Source organism: Pseudomonas sp. 22085, from assembly GCF_052045815.1.
Classification (GTDB): Bacteria; Pseudomonadota; Gammaproteobacteria; order Pseudomonadales; family Pseudomonadaceae; genus Aquipseudomonas; species Aquipseudomonas glycinae.
The window spans coordinates 227,280-243,265 of sequence record NZ_JBQEQA010000007.1; the positions used below are offsets into that span (position 1 = coordinate 227,280).

Sequence of the window (15,986 nt, forward strand, 5' to 3'; positions counted from 1 at the left end):
GACCGATGATCAAAGCAAAAACAGGCAAGCCCGCAGAAGGCTCGCGCAGCCGCTCGCAGATCATCGTGCTGTTCATCGCACTGATCGTGTTCATCATGCTGCTGTTCGCCAACTTCGCTTACCTCAACACCCAGGCCAACTACGACAAGCAGTACATCGGCCACGCCGGTGAGCTGCGGGTGCTGTCGCAGCGGATCGCCAAGAACGCCACCGAAGCCGCCGCCGGCAAGGCCGCCGCGTTCAAGCTGCTCAGCGATGCGCGCAATGATTTTGCCCAGCGCTGGGGTTATCTCAAGAAGGGCGACCCGAGCACCGGCCTGCCGCCGGCGCCGTCCGTCGTGCGCCCGGAAATGCGCGCCGTGCAGCTGGACTGGGAACGCCTGCTGAAAAACACCGACGCGATTCTCTCCAGCGAACAGACCGTGCTGTCGCTGCATCAGGTGGCCGCGACCCTGGCCGAAACCGTGCCGCAGTTGCAGATCGAATACGAAAAGGTCGTGGAAATCCTCCTGCAACGCGGCGCCCCGGCGGCGCAGGTGGCGATGGCCCAGCGTCAGTCGCTGCTGGCCGAACGGATTCTCGGTGCGGTCAACACCGTGCTCTCGGGCGATGAAAACTCCCAGCAGGCTGCCGACGCGTTTGGTCGCGACGCCGCGCGCTTCGGTCAGGTGCTCAATGGCATGTTGCAAGGCAACCCGGCGCTGAAGATCAGCCAGGTCGAAGACCGCGACGCCCGTGCGCGCTTGAGCGAAATTTCCGAGCTGTTCCAGTTCGTGTCCGGTTCGGTGGATGAAATCCTTGAAACCTCGCCGGAGCTGTTCAAGGTTCGTGAGTCGGCCACCAACATCTTCAGCCTGTCGCAGACCCTGCTCGACGAAGCCTCGCACCTGGCCAGCCGTTTCGAAAACCTGGCAGGCGGGCGCAGCACCGACACCATCGGCGGTTATGTGCTGGGCCTGCTGGCGCTGGCCTCGATCATTCTGATCGGCATGGTCATGGTCCGGGAAACCAACCGTCAACTGCGCGAGACCGCCGAGAAAAACGAGCGCAACCAGAACGCGATCATGCGCCTGCTCGACGAGATCGAAGACCTCGCCGACGGCGACCTGACCGTGACCGCCTCGGTGACCGAAGACTTCACCGGGACCATTGCCGACTCGATCAACTATTCGGTCGACCAGCTGCGCGATCTGGTCGCCACCATCAACCTCACCGCCGGCCAGGTCGCCGCTGCGGTGCAGGAAACCCAGGCCACCGCCATGCATCTGGCTCAGGCCTCGGAGCATCAGGCCCAGCAGATTTCCGAAGCCTCGACCGCGATCAGCGACATGGCCCAGTCCATCGATCAGGTGTCGGCCAACGCCGCTGAATCTTCGGCGGTGGCCGAGCGTTCGGTGGAGATCGCCAACAAGGGCAACGAGGTGGTGCACAACACCATCCACGGCATGGACAACATCCGCGAACAGATCCAGGACACCGCCAAGCGCATCAAGCGTCTGGGCGAGTCGTCCCAGGAAATCGGCGACATCGTCAGCCTGATCGATGACATTGCCGACCAGACCAACATCCTCGCCCTCAACGCGGCAATTCAGGCCTCGATGGCCGGTGACGCCGGGCGCGGTTTTGCCGTGGTGGCCGACGAAGTGCAGCGGCTGGCCGAACGCTCGTCCGCCGCGACCCGACAGATCGAAACGCTGGTGCGGGCGATCCAGACCGACACCAACGAAGCCGTGATTTCCATGGAGCAGACCACCACCGAAGTGGTGCGCGGCGCGCGGCTGGCGCAGGATGCCGGTGTGGCCCTGGAAGAAATAGAAGGCGTGTCCAAGACCCTCGCGGCGCTGATCCAGAGCATTTCCAACGCGGCGCAGCAGCAGACGTCTTCGGCCGGGCAGATTTCCCTGACGATGAACGTGATCCAACAGATCACCTCGCAGACCTCGTCCGGCTCCACGGCCACCGCCGAGAGCATCGGCAACCTGGCGAAAATGGCCAGCCAGTTGCGTCGCTCGGTGTCCGGGTTCACCTTGCCGGCGGCGTCTGCGCCCGTCGCGGACAAGGCGTGAGGCCTGCGGGCGAGTTCATGTCGAGCGGAGTGGTTATGGGCGACCGGCACGACTACGTGGCCCTCGAATGGGTCAAGGGTGAAATAGCCGAGACGCTGAGGCAGGCGCATCAGGCCATCGAAGCCGTGCTCGACGATCCGCAGTCGGTGCCGGGACTGGACGAGTGCCTGGCCTGCATCCATCAGGTGCACGGCAGCCTGCAGATGGTCGAGTTCTACGGCGCGGCGCTGCTGGCCGAAGAGATGGAACACCTGGTCGAAGCGTTGCAGAACGACCGCGTCAGCCATCGTGACGAAGCGCTGCACTTGTTGCTGCAGGCGCTGGGCCAATTGCCGATCTACCTCGACCGCGTGCAGGGCGCCCGCCGTGACCTGCCGCTGGTGGTGCTGCCGCTGATCAACGACTTGCGCAGTGCCCGGGGCGAAAGCCGGTTGTCGGAAACCAGCCTGTTCAGCCCGCAGTTGCCCGAGCTGTCACCCCTGAGTCCGCAAGCGCTGGCCCTGCTTGAACCGGCAGAACTGCCGAATGTGCTGCGCAAATTGCGCCAGATGCTGCAAATGGCGCTGGTCGGATTGCTCCGCGAGCAGGATGACCAGACGCACCTCGGTTATCTGGCCAAAGTCTTTACCCGGCTTGAAGCAATCAGCGGTAACTCGCCGCTGAGCCCGTTGTGGCAGGTCGCCTCGGCGCTGGTCGAAGGCATGCGCGAAGGGCGGATCGCCAACAGCCCGGCGCTGCGCAGTCTGTTCAAGGACGCCGACAAGGAACTCAAGCGCCTGCTCGAACAGGGCATGCCCGGCCTCAACCAGCCGCCACCGCCTGAACTGCTGAAAAGCCTGCTGTTTTATATCGCCAAAGCCGAACATCCCACCGGGCAGATGCTGACCATGAAAGATCGCTACTCCCTGGACGACGCGCTGCCCGACAGCGCGATGGTCGACGAAGAACGCGCCCGCCTGGCCGGCCCCGACCGCGATGCCATGCGCTCGGTGCTCGCAGCGCTGTGCGAAGAGCTGGTGCGGGTCAAGGAGCGCCTCGACCTGTTCGTGCGCAGCGACCGCCAGCACACCTCGGATCTGGACAGCCTGCTGGCGCCGCTGCGGCAGATCGCCGACACCCTGGCGGTGCTCGGTTTCGGCCAGCCGCGCAAGGTGATCATCGATCAACTGGCGGTGGTGCTCAGCCTCGCGCAAGGCCAGCGCGAACCGAACGACGCCACGCTGATGGACGTCGCCGGCGCCTTGCTCTACGTCGAAGCGACCCTGGCCGGGATGGTCGGCACCGTCGAGCCGGAGAGCCCGGAAGACTCGCGTCTGCCTACCACCGACCTGACGCAGATTCATCAGATCGTGATCAAGGAAGCGCGCATCTGCCTGCAACAGGCCAAGGACATGATCGTCGACTACATCGACGCCGATTGGGATCGCCAGCAACTGCAAAACCTGCCGGCGCTGCTGACCCAGGTGCGCGGCGCGCTGGCGATGATTCCGCTGGCGCGGGCGGCCAGCCTGCTCGAAGCCTGCAATGGATTTATCCGCGAGCATCTGTTGCTCGACCCTCACGAGCCGGGCTGGCAGCAACTCGACAGCCTCGCCGACGCCATCACCAGCCTCGAGTACTACCTCGAACGCTTGACCGACGATCCGCAGGCACCGAGCGAGCACTTGCTGGATATCGCGCAGAAAAGCCTCGCCAGTCTCGGCTTCTTCCCTGACGAACAGCCCGGCGAGCCGCACGTGCCGGTGCTCGATGATGTGCTCAGCCCCAGCGAAGCGCTGGTGATGCAGGATTTGCAGGAGCTGGATGACCCACAGATCGTGCAATCCCTGGCCGAAGTGCTCGCCAGTCCGGTCTCGGCGGTCAACCCGCCGGCGCAGACCACGCCGGGCAGCCTGCTGCCGCCACCGGCCGATGAAGAACCGGTGGACGACGAGCTGCGCGAAGTGTTCCTCGAAGAGACCGGTGAAGTGCTCGAGGTGCTGAGCGAATACCTGCCGCGCTGGTCTGCCGAGCCTGATGACCGCGCCGCCCTCAGTGAACTGCGCCGCGGTTTCCATACGCTGAAGGGCAGCGGCCGGATGGTGCGCGCGCTGGTCCTCGGCGAGCTGGCCTGGGCGGTGGAAAACCTGCTCAACCGAGTGCTGGAAAACAGTGTCGAACCCGGCCCGGCGGTGCGCCAGTTACTCGCCGACACGCTGCTGCTGTTGCCGGACCTGATCGCCGAATTCGCCACCAATGGCCAGCGTCAGCGCCACGATGTCGATCAACTGGCGGCCCGCGCCCATGCGCTGGCCAAGGGCGACACACCGTTGCCTGCCGAAGACGTGGAAGATGTCGCGGCCCTCGATCCGCTGTTGCTGGAGATTTTCCGCAACGAAGCCGAAACCCACCTCGCCAGCCTCAATCGTTTTCTCGATCAGGCTGCCGAGCATGTGCCGTTGCAGGCCAGCGACGAGTTGCAGCGAGCCCTGCACACCCTCAAGGGCAGCGCCTCGATGGCGGGGGTGTCACCGATTGCCGAACTGGCGGCGCCGCTGGATAAACTGGCCCGGGAATTCAAGGCCCATCAACTGGCGCTGGACCTCGATGAAGTGGAACTGCTGCTCGAAGCCGAGGGCTTGTTCCGCGTCGGTCTGCGTCAGCTCAAACACGATCCACTGGCGCCGATTGTCGGTGCGCAGTCACTGATCAAACGCACCGAAACCCTGCTCGACGAGCGTCTGGAATCGATCCTCAATGCCCCGAGCAGTGCGGTGCGGGTCAAGCGCGATCCGCAACTGATCAACAATTTCCTGGCCCAGGGCATGGACATCCTGCTCGACGCCGAAAACCTTTTGCAGCGCTGGCAGCAGCACCCCGGCGAACGTCAGGAACTCAGCGCGCTGCTGGATGAACTGACCACCCTGGGCGAGGGCGCGCACCTGGCGGATCTGCTGCCGGTGGATGTGCTGTGTGAAGCCTTGCTCGATCTGTACGGCGCGGTCGAAGAAAGCAGCCTGGCGGTCAGCGAGCGGTTTTTCCATGAGGCGCAGCAAGCCCATGAAGCGCTGATCAACATGCTCGACGAACTGGCCGCCGGCCAGGAAATCACCCCGCAACCGCAGCGCATCCGCGCCTTGCACGAACTGCTCGACGAGAGCCTCGATCCGTCGGCCATGGGCTTGATCCGTAGCGACGGCAGCCGCACCCCGAGCATCCGCGAACTGGGCAGCGCCACCGCAGAACTGCAACAAAACAGCCTCGACAGCGGGCCGGACGACGAGATCGTCGAGATTTTCCTCGAAGAGGCGGTGGACATTCTCGACAGCGCCGGCCAAGCCTTGCAGCGCTGGCTGAAGGATCCGGAAAACGGCGCACCGCTGTCGTCGCTGCAACGGGATTTGCACACGCTCAAGGGCGGCGCGCGGATGGCCGAGGTAGCGGCGGTCGGCGATCTGGCTCATGAGCTGGAAGGCCTTTACCGAGGGCTGGTGGATCGGCGTTACAGCCACAGCGAAGCTCTGGGTCGGTTGTTGCGCCAGAGCCACGAGCGTCTGGCGCAATTCCTCGAACAGTTGCACCGGCACCAGCCGCTGGACCCGGCGCAGGACCTGATCGAGGCGATCCGCCGCTTTCGTCAGGACCCGAGCGCCAGTCCCGAAACGTCGTCAGCCCGCGTCACACAGGACGGCCCCGGACACGATCCGGAGCTGCTGGAGATCTTCCTCGAGGAAGGTTTCGACATCATCGAAAACTCCGGCGCCGCGTTGCTGCGCTGGCAGGCCGAACCCGGCAATCGCCAGGAAGTGGAAACCCTGCTGCGTGACCTGCACACCCTCAAGGGCGGCGCGCGGATGGTGGAAATCGGCCCGATCGGCGACCTCGCTCATGAGCTGGAAAACCTGTACGAAAGTCTGTCCGCCGGCACCCTGCAGGGCAGCGCCGAACTGTTTGCGTTGTTGCAACGCGGCCAGGACCGGTTGGCGCAGATGCTCGACGCCGTGCGCGCCGGCCAGCCGTGTCCTCCGGCGGACCGACTGATCAGCGCGATCCAGAATTTCAGCCATCCGCTGGTGGTGCAAACCCCGGCGCCCGTGCCGCCGGGGGCGGTCAAGGCCGAGCCAGCGGCCCCGGCGCCCGAGGCCGGGGCGGACATGGTCAAGGTCTCCGCCGAATTGCTGGATGAACTGGTCAACCTTGCCGGCGAAACCTCGATTTTCCGTGGGCGCATCGAGCAGCAGGTCAGCGATGCGCAGACCGCCCTGCACGAGATGGAAACCACCATCGAACGCATGCGCGACCAGTTGCGCCGGCTCGACACCGAAACCCAGGGGCGGATCCTCAGCCGTCAGCAAGTGGATGCCGAGCGCCTCGGCTACGAAGATTTCGACCCGCTGGAAATGGACCGTCATTCCCAGTTGCAGCAACTGTCACGAGCGCTGTTCGAGTCCGCCTCCGACTTGCTGGACTTGAAGGAAACCCTCGACCGGAGCACCCACGACGCCGAGAACCTGTTGCAGCAGCAGGGGCGGATCAACACCGAGTTGCAGGAAGGCCTGATGCGCACGCGCATGGTGCCGTTCGAGCGCATGTTGCCGCGTCTGAAGCGCATCGTCCGCCAGGTCGCCGAAGAGCTGGGCAAGGACGTGGCGTTCAGCGTCGGCAACGCCGAAGGCGAGATGGACCGCAACGTCCTCGAACGCATGGCAGCACCGCTGGAGCACATGCTGCGCAATGCCGTCGACCATGGCCTGGAGTCGGCCGAAGTCCGGTTGGCGGCGGGCAAACCGGCGCAAGGGCAGATCAGCCTCGACCTGTCCCGCGAGGGCGGCGACATCGTGTTCGACATCCGCGACGATGGCGCCGGTGTGCCGCTGGATGCCGTTCGGCGCAAGGCGATCAAGCGCGGCTTGCTGGCGCCGGACGCCGAGATCGGCGACCGCGAGGTGTTGCAGTTCATCCTCCAGCCGGGATTTTCCACCGCCGAGAAAATCACCCAGATTTCCGGGCGCGGCGTGGGCATGGACGTGGTGCACGAAGAAGTCCGGCAACTGGGCGGCACCATGAGCATCGACTCGGTGCCGGGGCAGGGCGTGCATTTCCGCATTCGCCTGCCGTTCACCGTGTCGGTCAACCGTGCGTTGATGGTGCAGTGCGGTGAGGATCAGTATGCGATTCCGCTGAACACCATCGACGGCATCGTCCGCGTGCTGCCGAATGAACTGGAAGGGCATTTCCGTCTCGATCCGCCGAGTTATCAGTACGGCGGCCAGCGTTATGAACTGTGCTACCTGGGCGAGCTGCTGAAAACCGCGCCACGGCCAAAACTGTCCGGCCAGAGCCTGCCGATGCCGGTCTTGCTGGTGCAGTGCAATGACCGGCACATCGCGGTGCAGGTCGACACGATGGCCGGCACCCGCGAGATCGTGGTCAAGAGCCTCGGCCCGCAGTTCGCGTCGGTGCAGGGCGTGTCCGGGGCGACGATTCTCGGCGATGGCCGGGTGGTGCTGATTCTCGACCTGCTGGCGCCGATCCGCGCGATGCAGGCGCGGTTGCCGCAGCGTCCGGCCAGTCACGAAATCGAAAGCGAACCGCACAAGCCGTTGCTGGTGATGGTGGTCGACGATTCGGTGACGGTGCGCAAGGTCACCAGCCGCTTGCTCGAACGCCACGGCATGAACGTGCTGACCGCCAAGGACGGGGTCGATGCGATGTTGCTGCTGGAAGAACACATGCCGGACCTGATGCTGCTCGACATCGAAATGCCGCGCATGGACGGCTTCGAAGTGGCGACCCAGGTGCGCCACGACGAGCGCCTGCAACACCTGCCGATCATCATGATCACCTCGCGCACCGGCCAGAAGCACCGCGACCGCGCGATGGCCATCGGCGTCAACGACTACCTCGGCAAGCCGTACCAGGAATCGGTGCTGCTCGAAAGCATCGTCCTGTGGAGCAAAAAACATGCATGAACGCCGGCACAACCAGCGCACCAGCCAGCTCACCGGGCTGCTGCTGCCGCTGGCGGATCGCAACCTGATCCTGCCCAACGTCGCCGTCGCCGAGCTGATCGACTATCAGTCCAGCGCCTTCGATCTCGACACACCGCCGTGGTATCTCGGTCGGGTGACCTGGCGCGAGCGGCAGATTCCGCTGCTGAGTTTCGAGTCGGCGTGCGGCAACAAGATCGTCATCGGCGAGCGGGCACGGATCGTCATCCTCAATGCCCTCGGCGGGCGGCCGGAGTTGAAGTTCATCGCGCTGCTGGTGCAGGGGATTCCGCGCTCGTACAAGCTCGACAGCCAGTTGAGTTATGTCGACGTGCCGTTGTGTGCGCTGGAGCAGGCGGCGGTGCAGGTCGGGGAGCAGGTGGCGAAGGTGCCGGATTTGTTGGCATTGGAGAAGTTGTTGGTGGATGCCGGACTGGTTCACTGAACCAGAGTCTGCGGCGATCTCACTGGCCTCATCGCTGGCAAGCCAGCTGCCACAAAGTTCTAGGTCGTTCACAAAAACTTCGATCACCACAATCACTGTGGGAGCTGGCTTCCCAGCGATGAGGCCAGCATTCGTTACGCTGAGCGTAACGGTTCGCCACCGCGCTTGATTGATGCCCCTCCATCACACTCCTAAGGTAGCTCCACGACAGCGAACCCCGTGGAGTGAGCATGACAACAACAATATCCCCCGATTCGCGCTGGACGCGGCGGCGTGACGAGAAGCAGCGGCGCCTCGACAAGGTGCGCGGGCTGGCCGACGGTGCGGTGTTGCCCACCGACAGGATCGTCGCGGCGTTTGAGGCGCTGATCCTGCCCGGCGACCGTGTGGTGCTGGAGGGCAACAACCAGAAGCAGGCGGATTTCCTCTCGCGCTCTCTGGCCATGGCCGATCCGGAAAAGCTCCACGACCTGCACATGATCATGCCCAGCGTCGGTCGCTCCGAGCATCTGGACCTGTTCGAACGCGGCATTGCCCGCAAGCTCGATTTCTCCTTCGCCGGCACCCAGAGCCTGCGCATCAGCCAGTTGCTCGAAGACGGTCTGCTGGAAATCGGCGCGATCCACACCTACATCGAACTCTACGCCCGGCTGGTGGTGGATCTGATCCCCAACGTCGTGCTCTCGGCCGGGTTCATGGCCGACCGCGCCGGCAACATCTACACCGGCCCAAGCACCGAAGACACTCCGGCGCTGATCGAACCCGCAGCGTTCAGCGACGGCATCGTCATCGTCCAGGTCAATCAACTGGTGGACGATGTCAGCGAGCTGCCCCGTGTGGACATCCCCGCGTCGTGGGTCGATTTCGTGGTGGTGGCGGACAAACCGTTCTACATCGAGCCGCTGTTCACTCGTGACCCTCGCCACATCAAGCCAGTGCACGTGTTGATGGCGATGATGGCGATCCGCGGAATCTACGAAAAACACAACGTGCAGTCGCTTAACCACGGCATCGGTTTCAACACCGCCGCCATCGAGCTGATCCTGCCGACCTACGGCGAATCCCTCGGCCTCAAGGGCAAGATCTGCCGGAACTGGACGCTCAACCCGCACCCGACGCTGATCCCGGCTATCGAGAGTGGCTGGGTCGAAAGTGTGCATTGCTTCGGCACCGAACTGGGCATGGAAAACTACATCGCCGCCCGTCCCGACGTGTTCTTCACCGGCCGTGACGGCTCGCTGCGTTCCAACCGGATGTTCTGCCAACTGGCCGGGCAATACGCGGTGGACCTGTTCATCGGCGCGACCCTGCAAGTCGATGGCGATGGTCATTCCTCCACCGTCACCCGAGGTCGCCTCGCCGGTTTCGGCGGCGCACCGAACATGGGGCACGACCCACGCGGTCGGCGCCACGGCACTCCAGCCTGGCTCGACATGCGTCATGACGACTCGCAGCAACCGATGCTCGAACGCGGCAAGAAACTCGTGGTGCAGATGGTCGAGACCTTCCAGGAGGGCGGCAAACCGACCTTCGTTGAAACCCTCGACGCGGTGGAGGTGGCGAAGAAAAGCGGCATGCCGCTGGCGCCGATCATGATCTACGGCGACGACGTCACTCACCTGCTCACCGAAGAAGGCATCGCCTACCTGTACAAGGCGCGCTCGCTGGAAGAGCGTCAGGCGATGATCGCTGCGGTGGCCGGCGTCACCGCCATCGGCCTGCGCCACAACCCGAAAGACACCGAACGCATGCGCCGTGAAGGCCTGATCGCCTTGCCCGAAGACCTCGGCATCCGTCGCACCGACGCCACCCGCGAATTGCTCGCGGCGAAGAGCGTGGCCGATCTGGTCGAGTGGTCCGGCGGCCTCTACAACCCGCCCGCCAAGTTCAGGAGCTGGTAATGCACGCACTCAACCTGCAACCGAAAACCATCACCCTCGCGGAGCGGCTGGCGGATCTGGCCGTGGACGCTCTGATCGACGAGGCCGATCTGTCGCCGAAACCGGCGCTGGTCGACCGTCGCGGCAACGGTGCGCACACCGATCTGCACCTGGGATTGATGCACGCCTCGGCGCTGGCGTTGTGGCCGGCGTTCAAGGAAATGGCCGAAGCCGCGCTCGAGTTCGGCGAAATCTGCTTGCCGCTGCGCGAAGCCATCGGCCGCATCGGCCGGGAAGGCGAGCAAGCGATGCTCGCTACCACCCACGGCGTGAACACCCATCGCGGGGCGATCTGGGCGCTGGGCCTGCTGGTCACGGCGGCTGCGCTGGATACCAAGTCCACCAGCGCTGGCGCCGTTACTCTGCGCGCCGCACGTCTGGCATTGCTCGATGACCGTTATGCGCCGCGCCCGCTGAGTCATGGCGCGCAAGTCGCCCAACGCTACGGCGCTCGCGGTGCCCGGGAAGAAGCGCAACTCGGCTTCCCGTCCGTAGTGCAGCGCGGCCTGCCGCAGCTCAAACGCAGCCGCGCCGCCGGCCATGGCGAACAGAACGCCCGGCTCGATACGTTGCTCGCAATCATGACCGACCTCGCCGACACCTGCGTCCTCTATCGCGCCGGCGAACAAGGCCTGCACGCCATGCAGCACGGCGCCCAGGCAGTGCTCGACGCCGGCGGCAGCGCCAGCCTCACCGGTCGCCGTCGCCTGCACGAACTGGATCAACAACTCATCGCATTGAATGCCTCGCCCGGTGGCGCCGCCGACTTGCTCGCCGCCACTCTGCTGCTTGATCGAATCGAGCGCGCCGGCATCCTTCAGGGAGCGTTTTGATGGAAACCTTATCCTTTGAATTCCCCGCCGGGCAGCCGCCACGCGGTCGGGCGCTGGTCGGCTGTGTCGGTTCGGGCGATCTGGAAGTGCTGATCGAACCGGGCCTCGCCGGTAGGCTGACGATCAACGTGCAGACCTCGGTCAACGGCGCGCAGCAGCGCTGGCAGCATCTGTTTGCGCGGATGTTCGACGGCACCACACCACCGGCGATGGCCATCGATATCCACGACTTCGGCGCGACCCCGGGCGTGGTGCGCCTGCGGCTGGAACAAGGCTTCGAGGAGATCGGCCATGACTGACACCTCGGCACTTCTGCACAAACACAGCTTTGTCGAACTCGGCGCCCGGCAGCGGGCGAAAGCCCTGCTCGACAACGGCACTTTCCGCGAACTGCTCGACCCGTTTCAACGCGTCATGTCGCCGTGGCTCGAACGTCAGGGCGTGGTGCCCCAGGCCGATGACGGCGTGGTGATCGCCAAGGGCAGCCTCGACGGTTTACCGGTGGTGATCGCCGCCATCGAAGGCGCGTTTCAGGGCGGCAGCCTCGGTGAAGTCGGCGGCGCAAAAATCGCCGGCGCGCTGGAGCTGGCCGCCGAAGATAACCGCAAAGGCATCCCGACCCGCGCCATTCTGCTGCTGGAAACCGGCGGCGTGCGCTTGCAGGAAGCCAACCTTGGCCTGGCGGCGATTGCCGACATCCACGCGGCGATTGTCGACTTGCAGCAGTACCAACCGGTGGTTGGCGTGGTGGCCGGCAGCGTCGGTTGTTTTGGCGGGATGTCGATTGCCGCTGCGCTGTGCAGCTATTTGCTGGTGACCCAGGAAGCGCGCCTCGGTCTGAACGGCCCGCAGGTAATCGAACAGGAAGCCGGGATCGAGGAATACGACTCCCGCGACCGGCCCTTCATCTGGAGCCTGACCGGTGGCGAGCAACGGTTTGCCAGTGGTCTGGTGGATCGTTATGTCGCCGATGACGTGGCGCAGATTCGCCAGCAGGTCGGCGAGTTGCTGCAACAAGGCCTGCCAGCGCAACCGCGCAGTCAACGAGCCGAGTGGTTCCTGCAACGCCTGACGAGCCTGGACACTGACAAGCAAATCGAGCCTTCAGTGGTTCGCGATCTGTATCAAGGAGAGCGCTCATGAGCGGGTATTCCGTGCGCGGTTTGAACTGGTTCAACGCCTTGAGCGCTGGCGCGAATACCGTTGAGGATTTGCCGCCATCGTTGAAGGTCGCCGACGGCCCACTTGGGCGCTTTATCGCAGTGGTCGCGGATCCGCAAAACCGTTTCCCTCGCGCTCGCAATGGCGAAGTCGGTTTGCTCGAAGGCTGGGGTCTGGCCAAGGCGGTGGATGATGCGATCACCGCCGACCAGGACAAAACGCAAAAGCGCCCCTTGATCGCCATCGTCGATGTGCCGAGCCAGGCCTACGGTCGCCGCGAAGAAGCCCTCGGCATTCACCAGGCCCTGGCCGGTGCGGCGGACGCTTACGCCCGCGCGCGTCTGGCCGGGCATCCGGTGATTGCGCTGCTGGTGGGCAAGGCCATGTCCGGGGCGTTTCTGGCTCACGGCTACCAGGCCAACCGCTTGATCGCTCTGCGTGATCCGGGGGTGATGGTGCATGCGATGGGCAAGGCGTCGGCGGCGCGGGTGACGTTGCGCAGCGTCGAAGAACTGGAAGCCCTGGCTTCCAGCGTGCCGCCGATGGCCTATGACATCGACAGCTACGCCAGCCTTGGGTTGCTCTGGGAAACCCTGTCGGTGCAGCAGATCGAACAGCCGACAGCGGAGGATCTGGCGCGGGTCGGCGAATGCCTGAAGCAAGCCATCGGCGATATTGCGGCGACTGATTTGAGCAATCGTCTCGGCGCGAAAAACCGCGAAGCCTCCAGCCGCGTACGTGAGCTGCTGAGGGCGCAGTGGTGAACAGCGTTCTCGCCCACGACTTGCTGTGGGGCATGACGCCTGAGCAACTGCCGGCGGATGCGCCGCAGTGGGCGATTGATTCGCTGGCTGCCGGGCAACCGGTGGTGGTGCGGCGGGCGTTGAGTGAAGACGGATGCGTGGCGGTGGGCGTGCGCGGTCGGTTGCGCGAGCAGCGGCTGGCGGCGTTTATGTCTGTGGATTCGATTGCCTGTCGGGTCAGCCCGGAAGCGCTTGGTCAGGTCGAGAGCGCGCGTGATCTGCCGGTCATGCAGGCGCTGCGGCAACTGCGGCCAGTGCTCGACGATTGCGGTTGGATCTGGGGTGTCAGCGGCAGCGTCGGGTTTGAACTGGCCAGTGGATTTACAGCGATGCACGCGGCCAGTGATCTCGATCTGATCCTGCGTACACCGCAACTCATAACCCGTAATCAGGCGCGCAAGTTGGTCGCGGTTTTCGATCAGGCAATCTGCCGGGTCGATCTGCAATTGCAGACGCCGTTCGGTGCCGTCGCCCTGCGCGAATGGGCCGGGAACGCTTCGCGGGTGCTGCTGAAAAACGCCCGTGAAGCCTGTCTGGTGTCTGATCCGTGGAACCCGCAGGAGCAGGCAGCGTGAGCAGTCTGCTGGTGTTTCCCGGCCAGGGCGCGCAGCAGCCCGGCATGCTCCAGTGTTTGCCTCGGCAAACGCTGATCGAGGCCAGCGACAGCCTCGGTGAAGATGTCTTGCAGTTGGATTCCAGCGAAGCGTTGCGCAGCACGCGGGCGGTTCAGCTCTGTCTGTTGATCGCAGGGGTCGCAGCCTCGCGGCGATTGTTGCAGGACGGCCTCACCGCAGATTACGTCGCCGGTCTGTCCATCGGTGCCTACCCGGCAGCGGTGGTCGCCGGAGCGTTGAGCTTCAGTGATGCGTTGCATCTGGTCAGCCTGCGCGGCGAGTTGATGCAGCAGGCTTATCCACAGGGCTTCGGCATGACCGCGATCATCGGCCTGCAATTGTTCACAGTCGAAACGCTGCTGGCGCAGGTGCACAGCGCAGAAACACCGGTGTACCTGGCCAACATCAACGCCGATAACCAGGTGGTGATTGCCGGCAGCGACAAGGCGATGCAAGCGGTCGCCGAGCTGGCGCGCAGTCGTGGTGCCGGGTTGGCGAAACGTCTGGCGGTCAGCGTGCCGTCGCACTGCCCGTTGCTGGATGAGCCTGCGCAAACCCTCGCCGAAGCGTTCACCAGGGTTGAACTGAAATCACCGAAAATCGCTTACCTGAGTGGCAGTCGCGCAAGGCCTGTGATCCAGGTAGAAGCGCTGCGCGACGACCTCGCCTTCAACATGTGCCGCGTGGTGGATTGGCGCGGCACCGTGCAAAGCGCCTATGAGCGCGGCGTACGTCTACAGATCGAACTGCCGCCCGGTGCGGTGCTGACCGGGCTGGCGCGCCGGGTGTTCGAACAGGGGACTGTCACTGCCTTCGACAGTGCCCGGCTCGACACCTTGCAGGCGCTGTTGCGTGAAGAGGAGGGCCGACGACCCTAAATCACCGACTCAGGCTTCGAACAACAAAAACAATTCGACGATGCACTTTGAGGACTACAACAATGATTATTTACGGTGTGGCGCTGCTGGCGATCTGTACGCTGGCAGGGGTGATCATGGGTGACATGCTCGGTGTTCTTCTGGGCGTCAAATCCAACGTCGGCGGGGTCGGCATCGCCATGATCCTGTTGATCTGCGCGCGGTTGTGGATGCAGAAACGCGGCGGCATGACCAAGGATTGCGAGATGGGCGTCGGCTTCTGGGGCGCCATGTACATTCCCGTGGTGGTGGCGATGGCCGCACAACAGAACGTCGTCACCGCCCTGCACGGCGGCCCGGTGGCGGTGCTGGCGGCGATCGGTTCGGTGCTGGTCTGTGGCTGCACGATTGCCCTGATCAGCCGTACCCACAAGGGCGAACCGTTGCCCGACGAACCGGCGGAAATTTCCCCGGTCGGCACACCGGTAGGAGGTCGCTGACATGTGGGATCTCATTGAAAAAGGTCTGGAACACAACGGTCTGATCACCGCGTTCGCCTTCGTCGGCGTGATCATGTGGGTTTCGGTGATTCTCTCCAAACGCCTGACCTTCGGGCGGATTCACGGCTCGGCGATTGCCATCGTCATCGGTCTGGTGCTGGCCTGGGTCGGGGGGACGATGACGGGCGGGCAGAAGGGCCTGGCGGATCTGACGCTGTTCTCCGGCATCGGTCTGATGGGTGGCGCGATGCTGCGGGATTTCGCCATCGTTGCCACAGCATTTGAAGTGCAGGCGACCGAGGCGAAGAAGGCCGGGATGATCGGCGTAATTGCGCTGCTGCTGGGCACGATCCTGCCGTTCATTGTCGGTGCTTGCATGGCCTATGCGTTCGGTTATCGCGATGCGGTGAGCATGACCACCATTGGCGCCGGTGCGGTGACTTACATCGTCGGGCCAGTGACTGGTGCAGCGATTGGCGCGACGTCGGATGTGATGGCGCTGTCGATTGCCACCGGGTTGATCAAGGCGATTCTGGTGATGGTCGGCACGCCGGTGGCGGCGCGCTGGATGGGCCTGGATAACCCGCGCTCGGCGATGGTGTTTGGCGGGCTGGCCGGGACCGTGAGTGGCGTGACGGCGGGGCTGGCGGCGACGGATCGGCGGTTGGTGCCTTATGGGGCGTTGACGGCGACCTTCCACACTGGGCTTGGCTGCCTGCTTGGGCCTTCGCTGCTGTTCTTCATTGTTCGCGGAATCGTTGGCTAGGTTCTGAAGATCGTTCCCACGCTCTGCGTGGG

General features: G+C 64.3%; 12 protein-coding genes. All 12 read left to right on the forward strand.

The window, feature by feature from the left end; translation table 11 throughout:
- The first annotated feature begins 5 nt into the window (after positions 1-5).
- The 12 genes from ACTJK7_RS11090 (at position 6) to madM (ending at position 15,954) form a co-directional block, all read left to right on the forward strand.
- Positions 6-2,066, forward strand: coding sequence for a methyl-accepting chemotaxis protein (locus ACTJK7_RS11090; RefSeq protein WP_108563466.1), 2,061 nt, complete (start codon positions 6-8; stop codon positions 2,064-2,066).
- A 35-nt stretch (positions 2,067-2,101) separates the two neighbouring features.
- Positions 2,102-8,017: an Hpt domain-containing protein gene (locus tag ACTJK7_RS11095; RefSeq protein ID WP_440779524.1), complete on the forward strand. Its 5,916-nt coding sequence runs from the start codon at positions 2,102-2,104 to the stop codon at positions 8,015-8,017.
- Positions 8,010-8,480, forward strand: a complete 471-nt coding sequence (locus ACTJK7_RS11100) for a chemotaxis protein CheW (RefSeq protein ID WP_064380112.1) — start codon at positions 8,010-8,012, stop codon at positions 8,478-8,480. Before ACTJK7_RS11095 ends, ACTJK7_RS11100 begins: the two co-directional genes overlap by 8 nt.
- Before the next feature lie 230 nt (positions 8,481-8,710).
- On the forward strand, positions 8,711-10,381 hold the full coding sequence (gene mdcA, locus ACTJK7_RS11105) for a malonate decarboxylase subunit alpha (protein WP_064380114.1): 1,671 nt from the start codon (positions 8,711-8,713) through the stop codon (positions 10,379-10,381).
- Positions 10,381-11,253: a triphosphoribosyl-dephospho-CoA synthase gene (locus tag ACTJK7_RS11110; RefSeq protein WP_085653989.1), complete on the forward strand. Its 873-nt coding sequence runs from the start codon at positions 10,381-10,383 to the stop codon at positions 11,251-11,253. The genes mdcA and ACTJK7_RS11110 overlap by 1 nt, the downstream gene beginning before the upstream one ends.
- Positions 11,253-11,552, forward strand: a complete 300-nt coding sequence (locus ACTJK7_RS11115; protein WP_248742281.1) for a malonate decarboxylase subunit delta — start codon at positions 11,253-11,255, stop codon at positions 11,550-11,552. Before ACTJK7_RS11110 ends, ACTJK7_RS11115 begins: the two co-directional genes overlap by 1 nt.
- Positions 11,545-12,396, forward strand: a complete 852-nt coding sequence (locus ACTJK7_RS11120) for a biotin-independent malonate decarboxylase subunit beta (protein ID WP_440779527.1) — start codon at positions 11,545-11,547, stop codon at positions 12,394-12,396. The genes ACTJK7_RS11115 and ACTJK7_RS11120 overlap by 8 nt, the downstream gene beginning before the upstream one ends.
- The gene (mdcE, locus tag ACTJK7_RS11125) at positions 12,393-13,178 is read left to right on the forward strand and encodes a biotin-independent malonate decarboxylase subunit gamma (RefSeq protein WP_440779529.1); all 786 of its coding nucleotides are present in this window, start codon (positions 12,393-12,395) and stop codon (positions 13,176-13,178) included. The genes ACTJK7_RS11120 and mdcE overlap by 4 nt, the downstream gene beginning before the upstream one ends.
- A complete protein-coding gene (locus ACTJK7_RS11130; protein WP_440779530.1) occupies positions 13,172-13,792 on the forward strand; it encodes a malonate decarboxylase holo-ACP synthase in 621 nt (206 codons plus the stop codon). The genes mdcE and ACTJK7_RS11130 overlap by 7 nt, the downstream gene beginning before the upstream one ends.
- Positions 13,789-14,709 carry a malonate decarboxylase subunit epsilon gene (gene mdcH / locus ACTJK7_RS11135; protein WP_440779532.1) on the forward strand — a complete coding sequence of 307 codons (921 nt, stop codon included), beginning with the start codon at positions 13,789-13,791 and terminating at the stop codon, positions 14,707-14,709. Before ACTJK7_RS11130 ends, mdcH begins: the two co-directional genes overlap by 4 nt.
- 62 nt (positions 14,710-14,771) lie before the next feature.
- Positions 14,772-15,188 (forward strand): malonate transporter subunit MadL, encoded by a 417-nt coding sequence (gene madL, locus ACTJK7_RS11140; RefSeq protein WP_064380127.1) that lies wholly within the window; start codon positions 14,772-14,774, stop codon positions 15,186-15,188.
- Position 15,189: 1 nt separating this feature from the next.
- Positions 15,190-15,954, forward strand: coding sequence for a malonate transporter subunit MadM (gene madM / locus ACTJK7_RS11145; RefSeq protein ID WP_007953314.1), 765 nt, complete (start codon positions 15,190-15,192; stop codon positions 15,952-15,954).
- Positions 15,955-15,986: the final 32 nt, after the last annotated feature.

Excerpts from the sequence above, each read along its gene's own strand:
- ACTJK7_RS11090 (WP_108563466.1), top strand. The coding sequence starts at position 6 with ATGATCAAAGCAAAAACAGGCAAGCCCGCAGAAGGCTCGCGCAGCCGC.
- ACTJK7_RS11120 (WP_440779527.1), top strand. The coding sequence starts at position 11,545 with ATGACTGACACCTCGGCACTTCTGCACAAACACAGCTTTGTCGAACTC.
- ACTJK7_RS11115 (WP_248742281.1), top strand. The coding sequence starts at position 11,253 with ATGGAAACCTTATCCTTTGAATTCCCCGCCGGGCAGCCGCCACGCGGT.
- madM (WP_007953314.1), top strand. The coding sequence starts at position 15,190 with ATGTGGGATCTCATTGAAAAAGGTCTGGAACACAACGGTCTGATCACC.
- ACTJK7_RS11110 (WP_085653989.1), top strand. The coding sequence starts at position 10,381 with ATGCACGCACTCAACCTGCAACCGAAAACCATCACCCTCGCGGAGCGG.
- ACTJK7_RS11100 (WP_064380112.1), top strand. The coding sequence starts at position 8,010 with ATGCATGAACGCCGGCACAACCAGCGCACCAGCCAGCTCACCGGGCTG.
- madL (WP_064380127.1), top strand. The coding sequence starts at position 14,772 with ATGATTATTTACGGTGTGGCGCTGCTGGCGATCTGTACGCTGGCAGGG.
- mdcA (WP_064380114.1), top strand. The coding sequence starts at position 8,711 with ATGACAACAACAATATCCCCCGATTCGCGCTGGACGCGGCGGCGTGAC.
- mdcE (WP_440779529.1), top strand. The coding sequence starts at position 12,393 with ATGAGCGGGTATTCCGTGCGCGGTTTGAACTGGTTCAACGCCTTGAGC.
- ACTJK7_RS11095 (WP_440779524.1), top strand. The coding sequence starts at position 2,102 with ATGGGCGACCGGCACGACTACGTGGCCCTCGAATGGGTCAAGGGTGAA.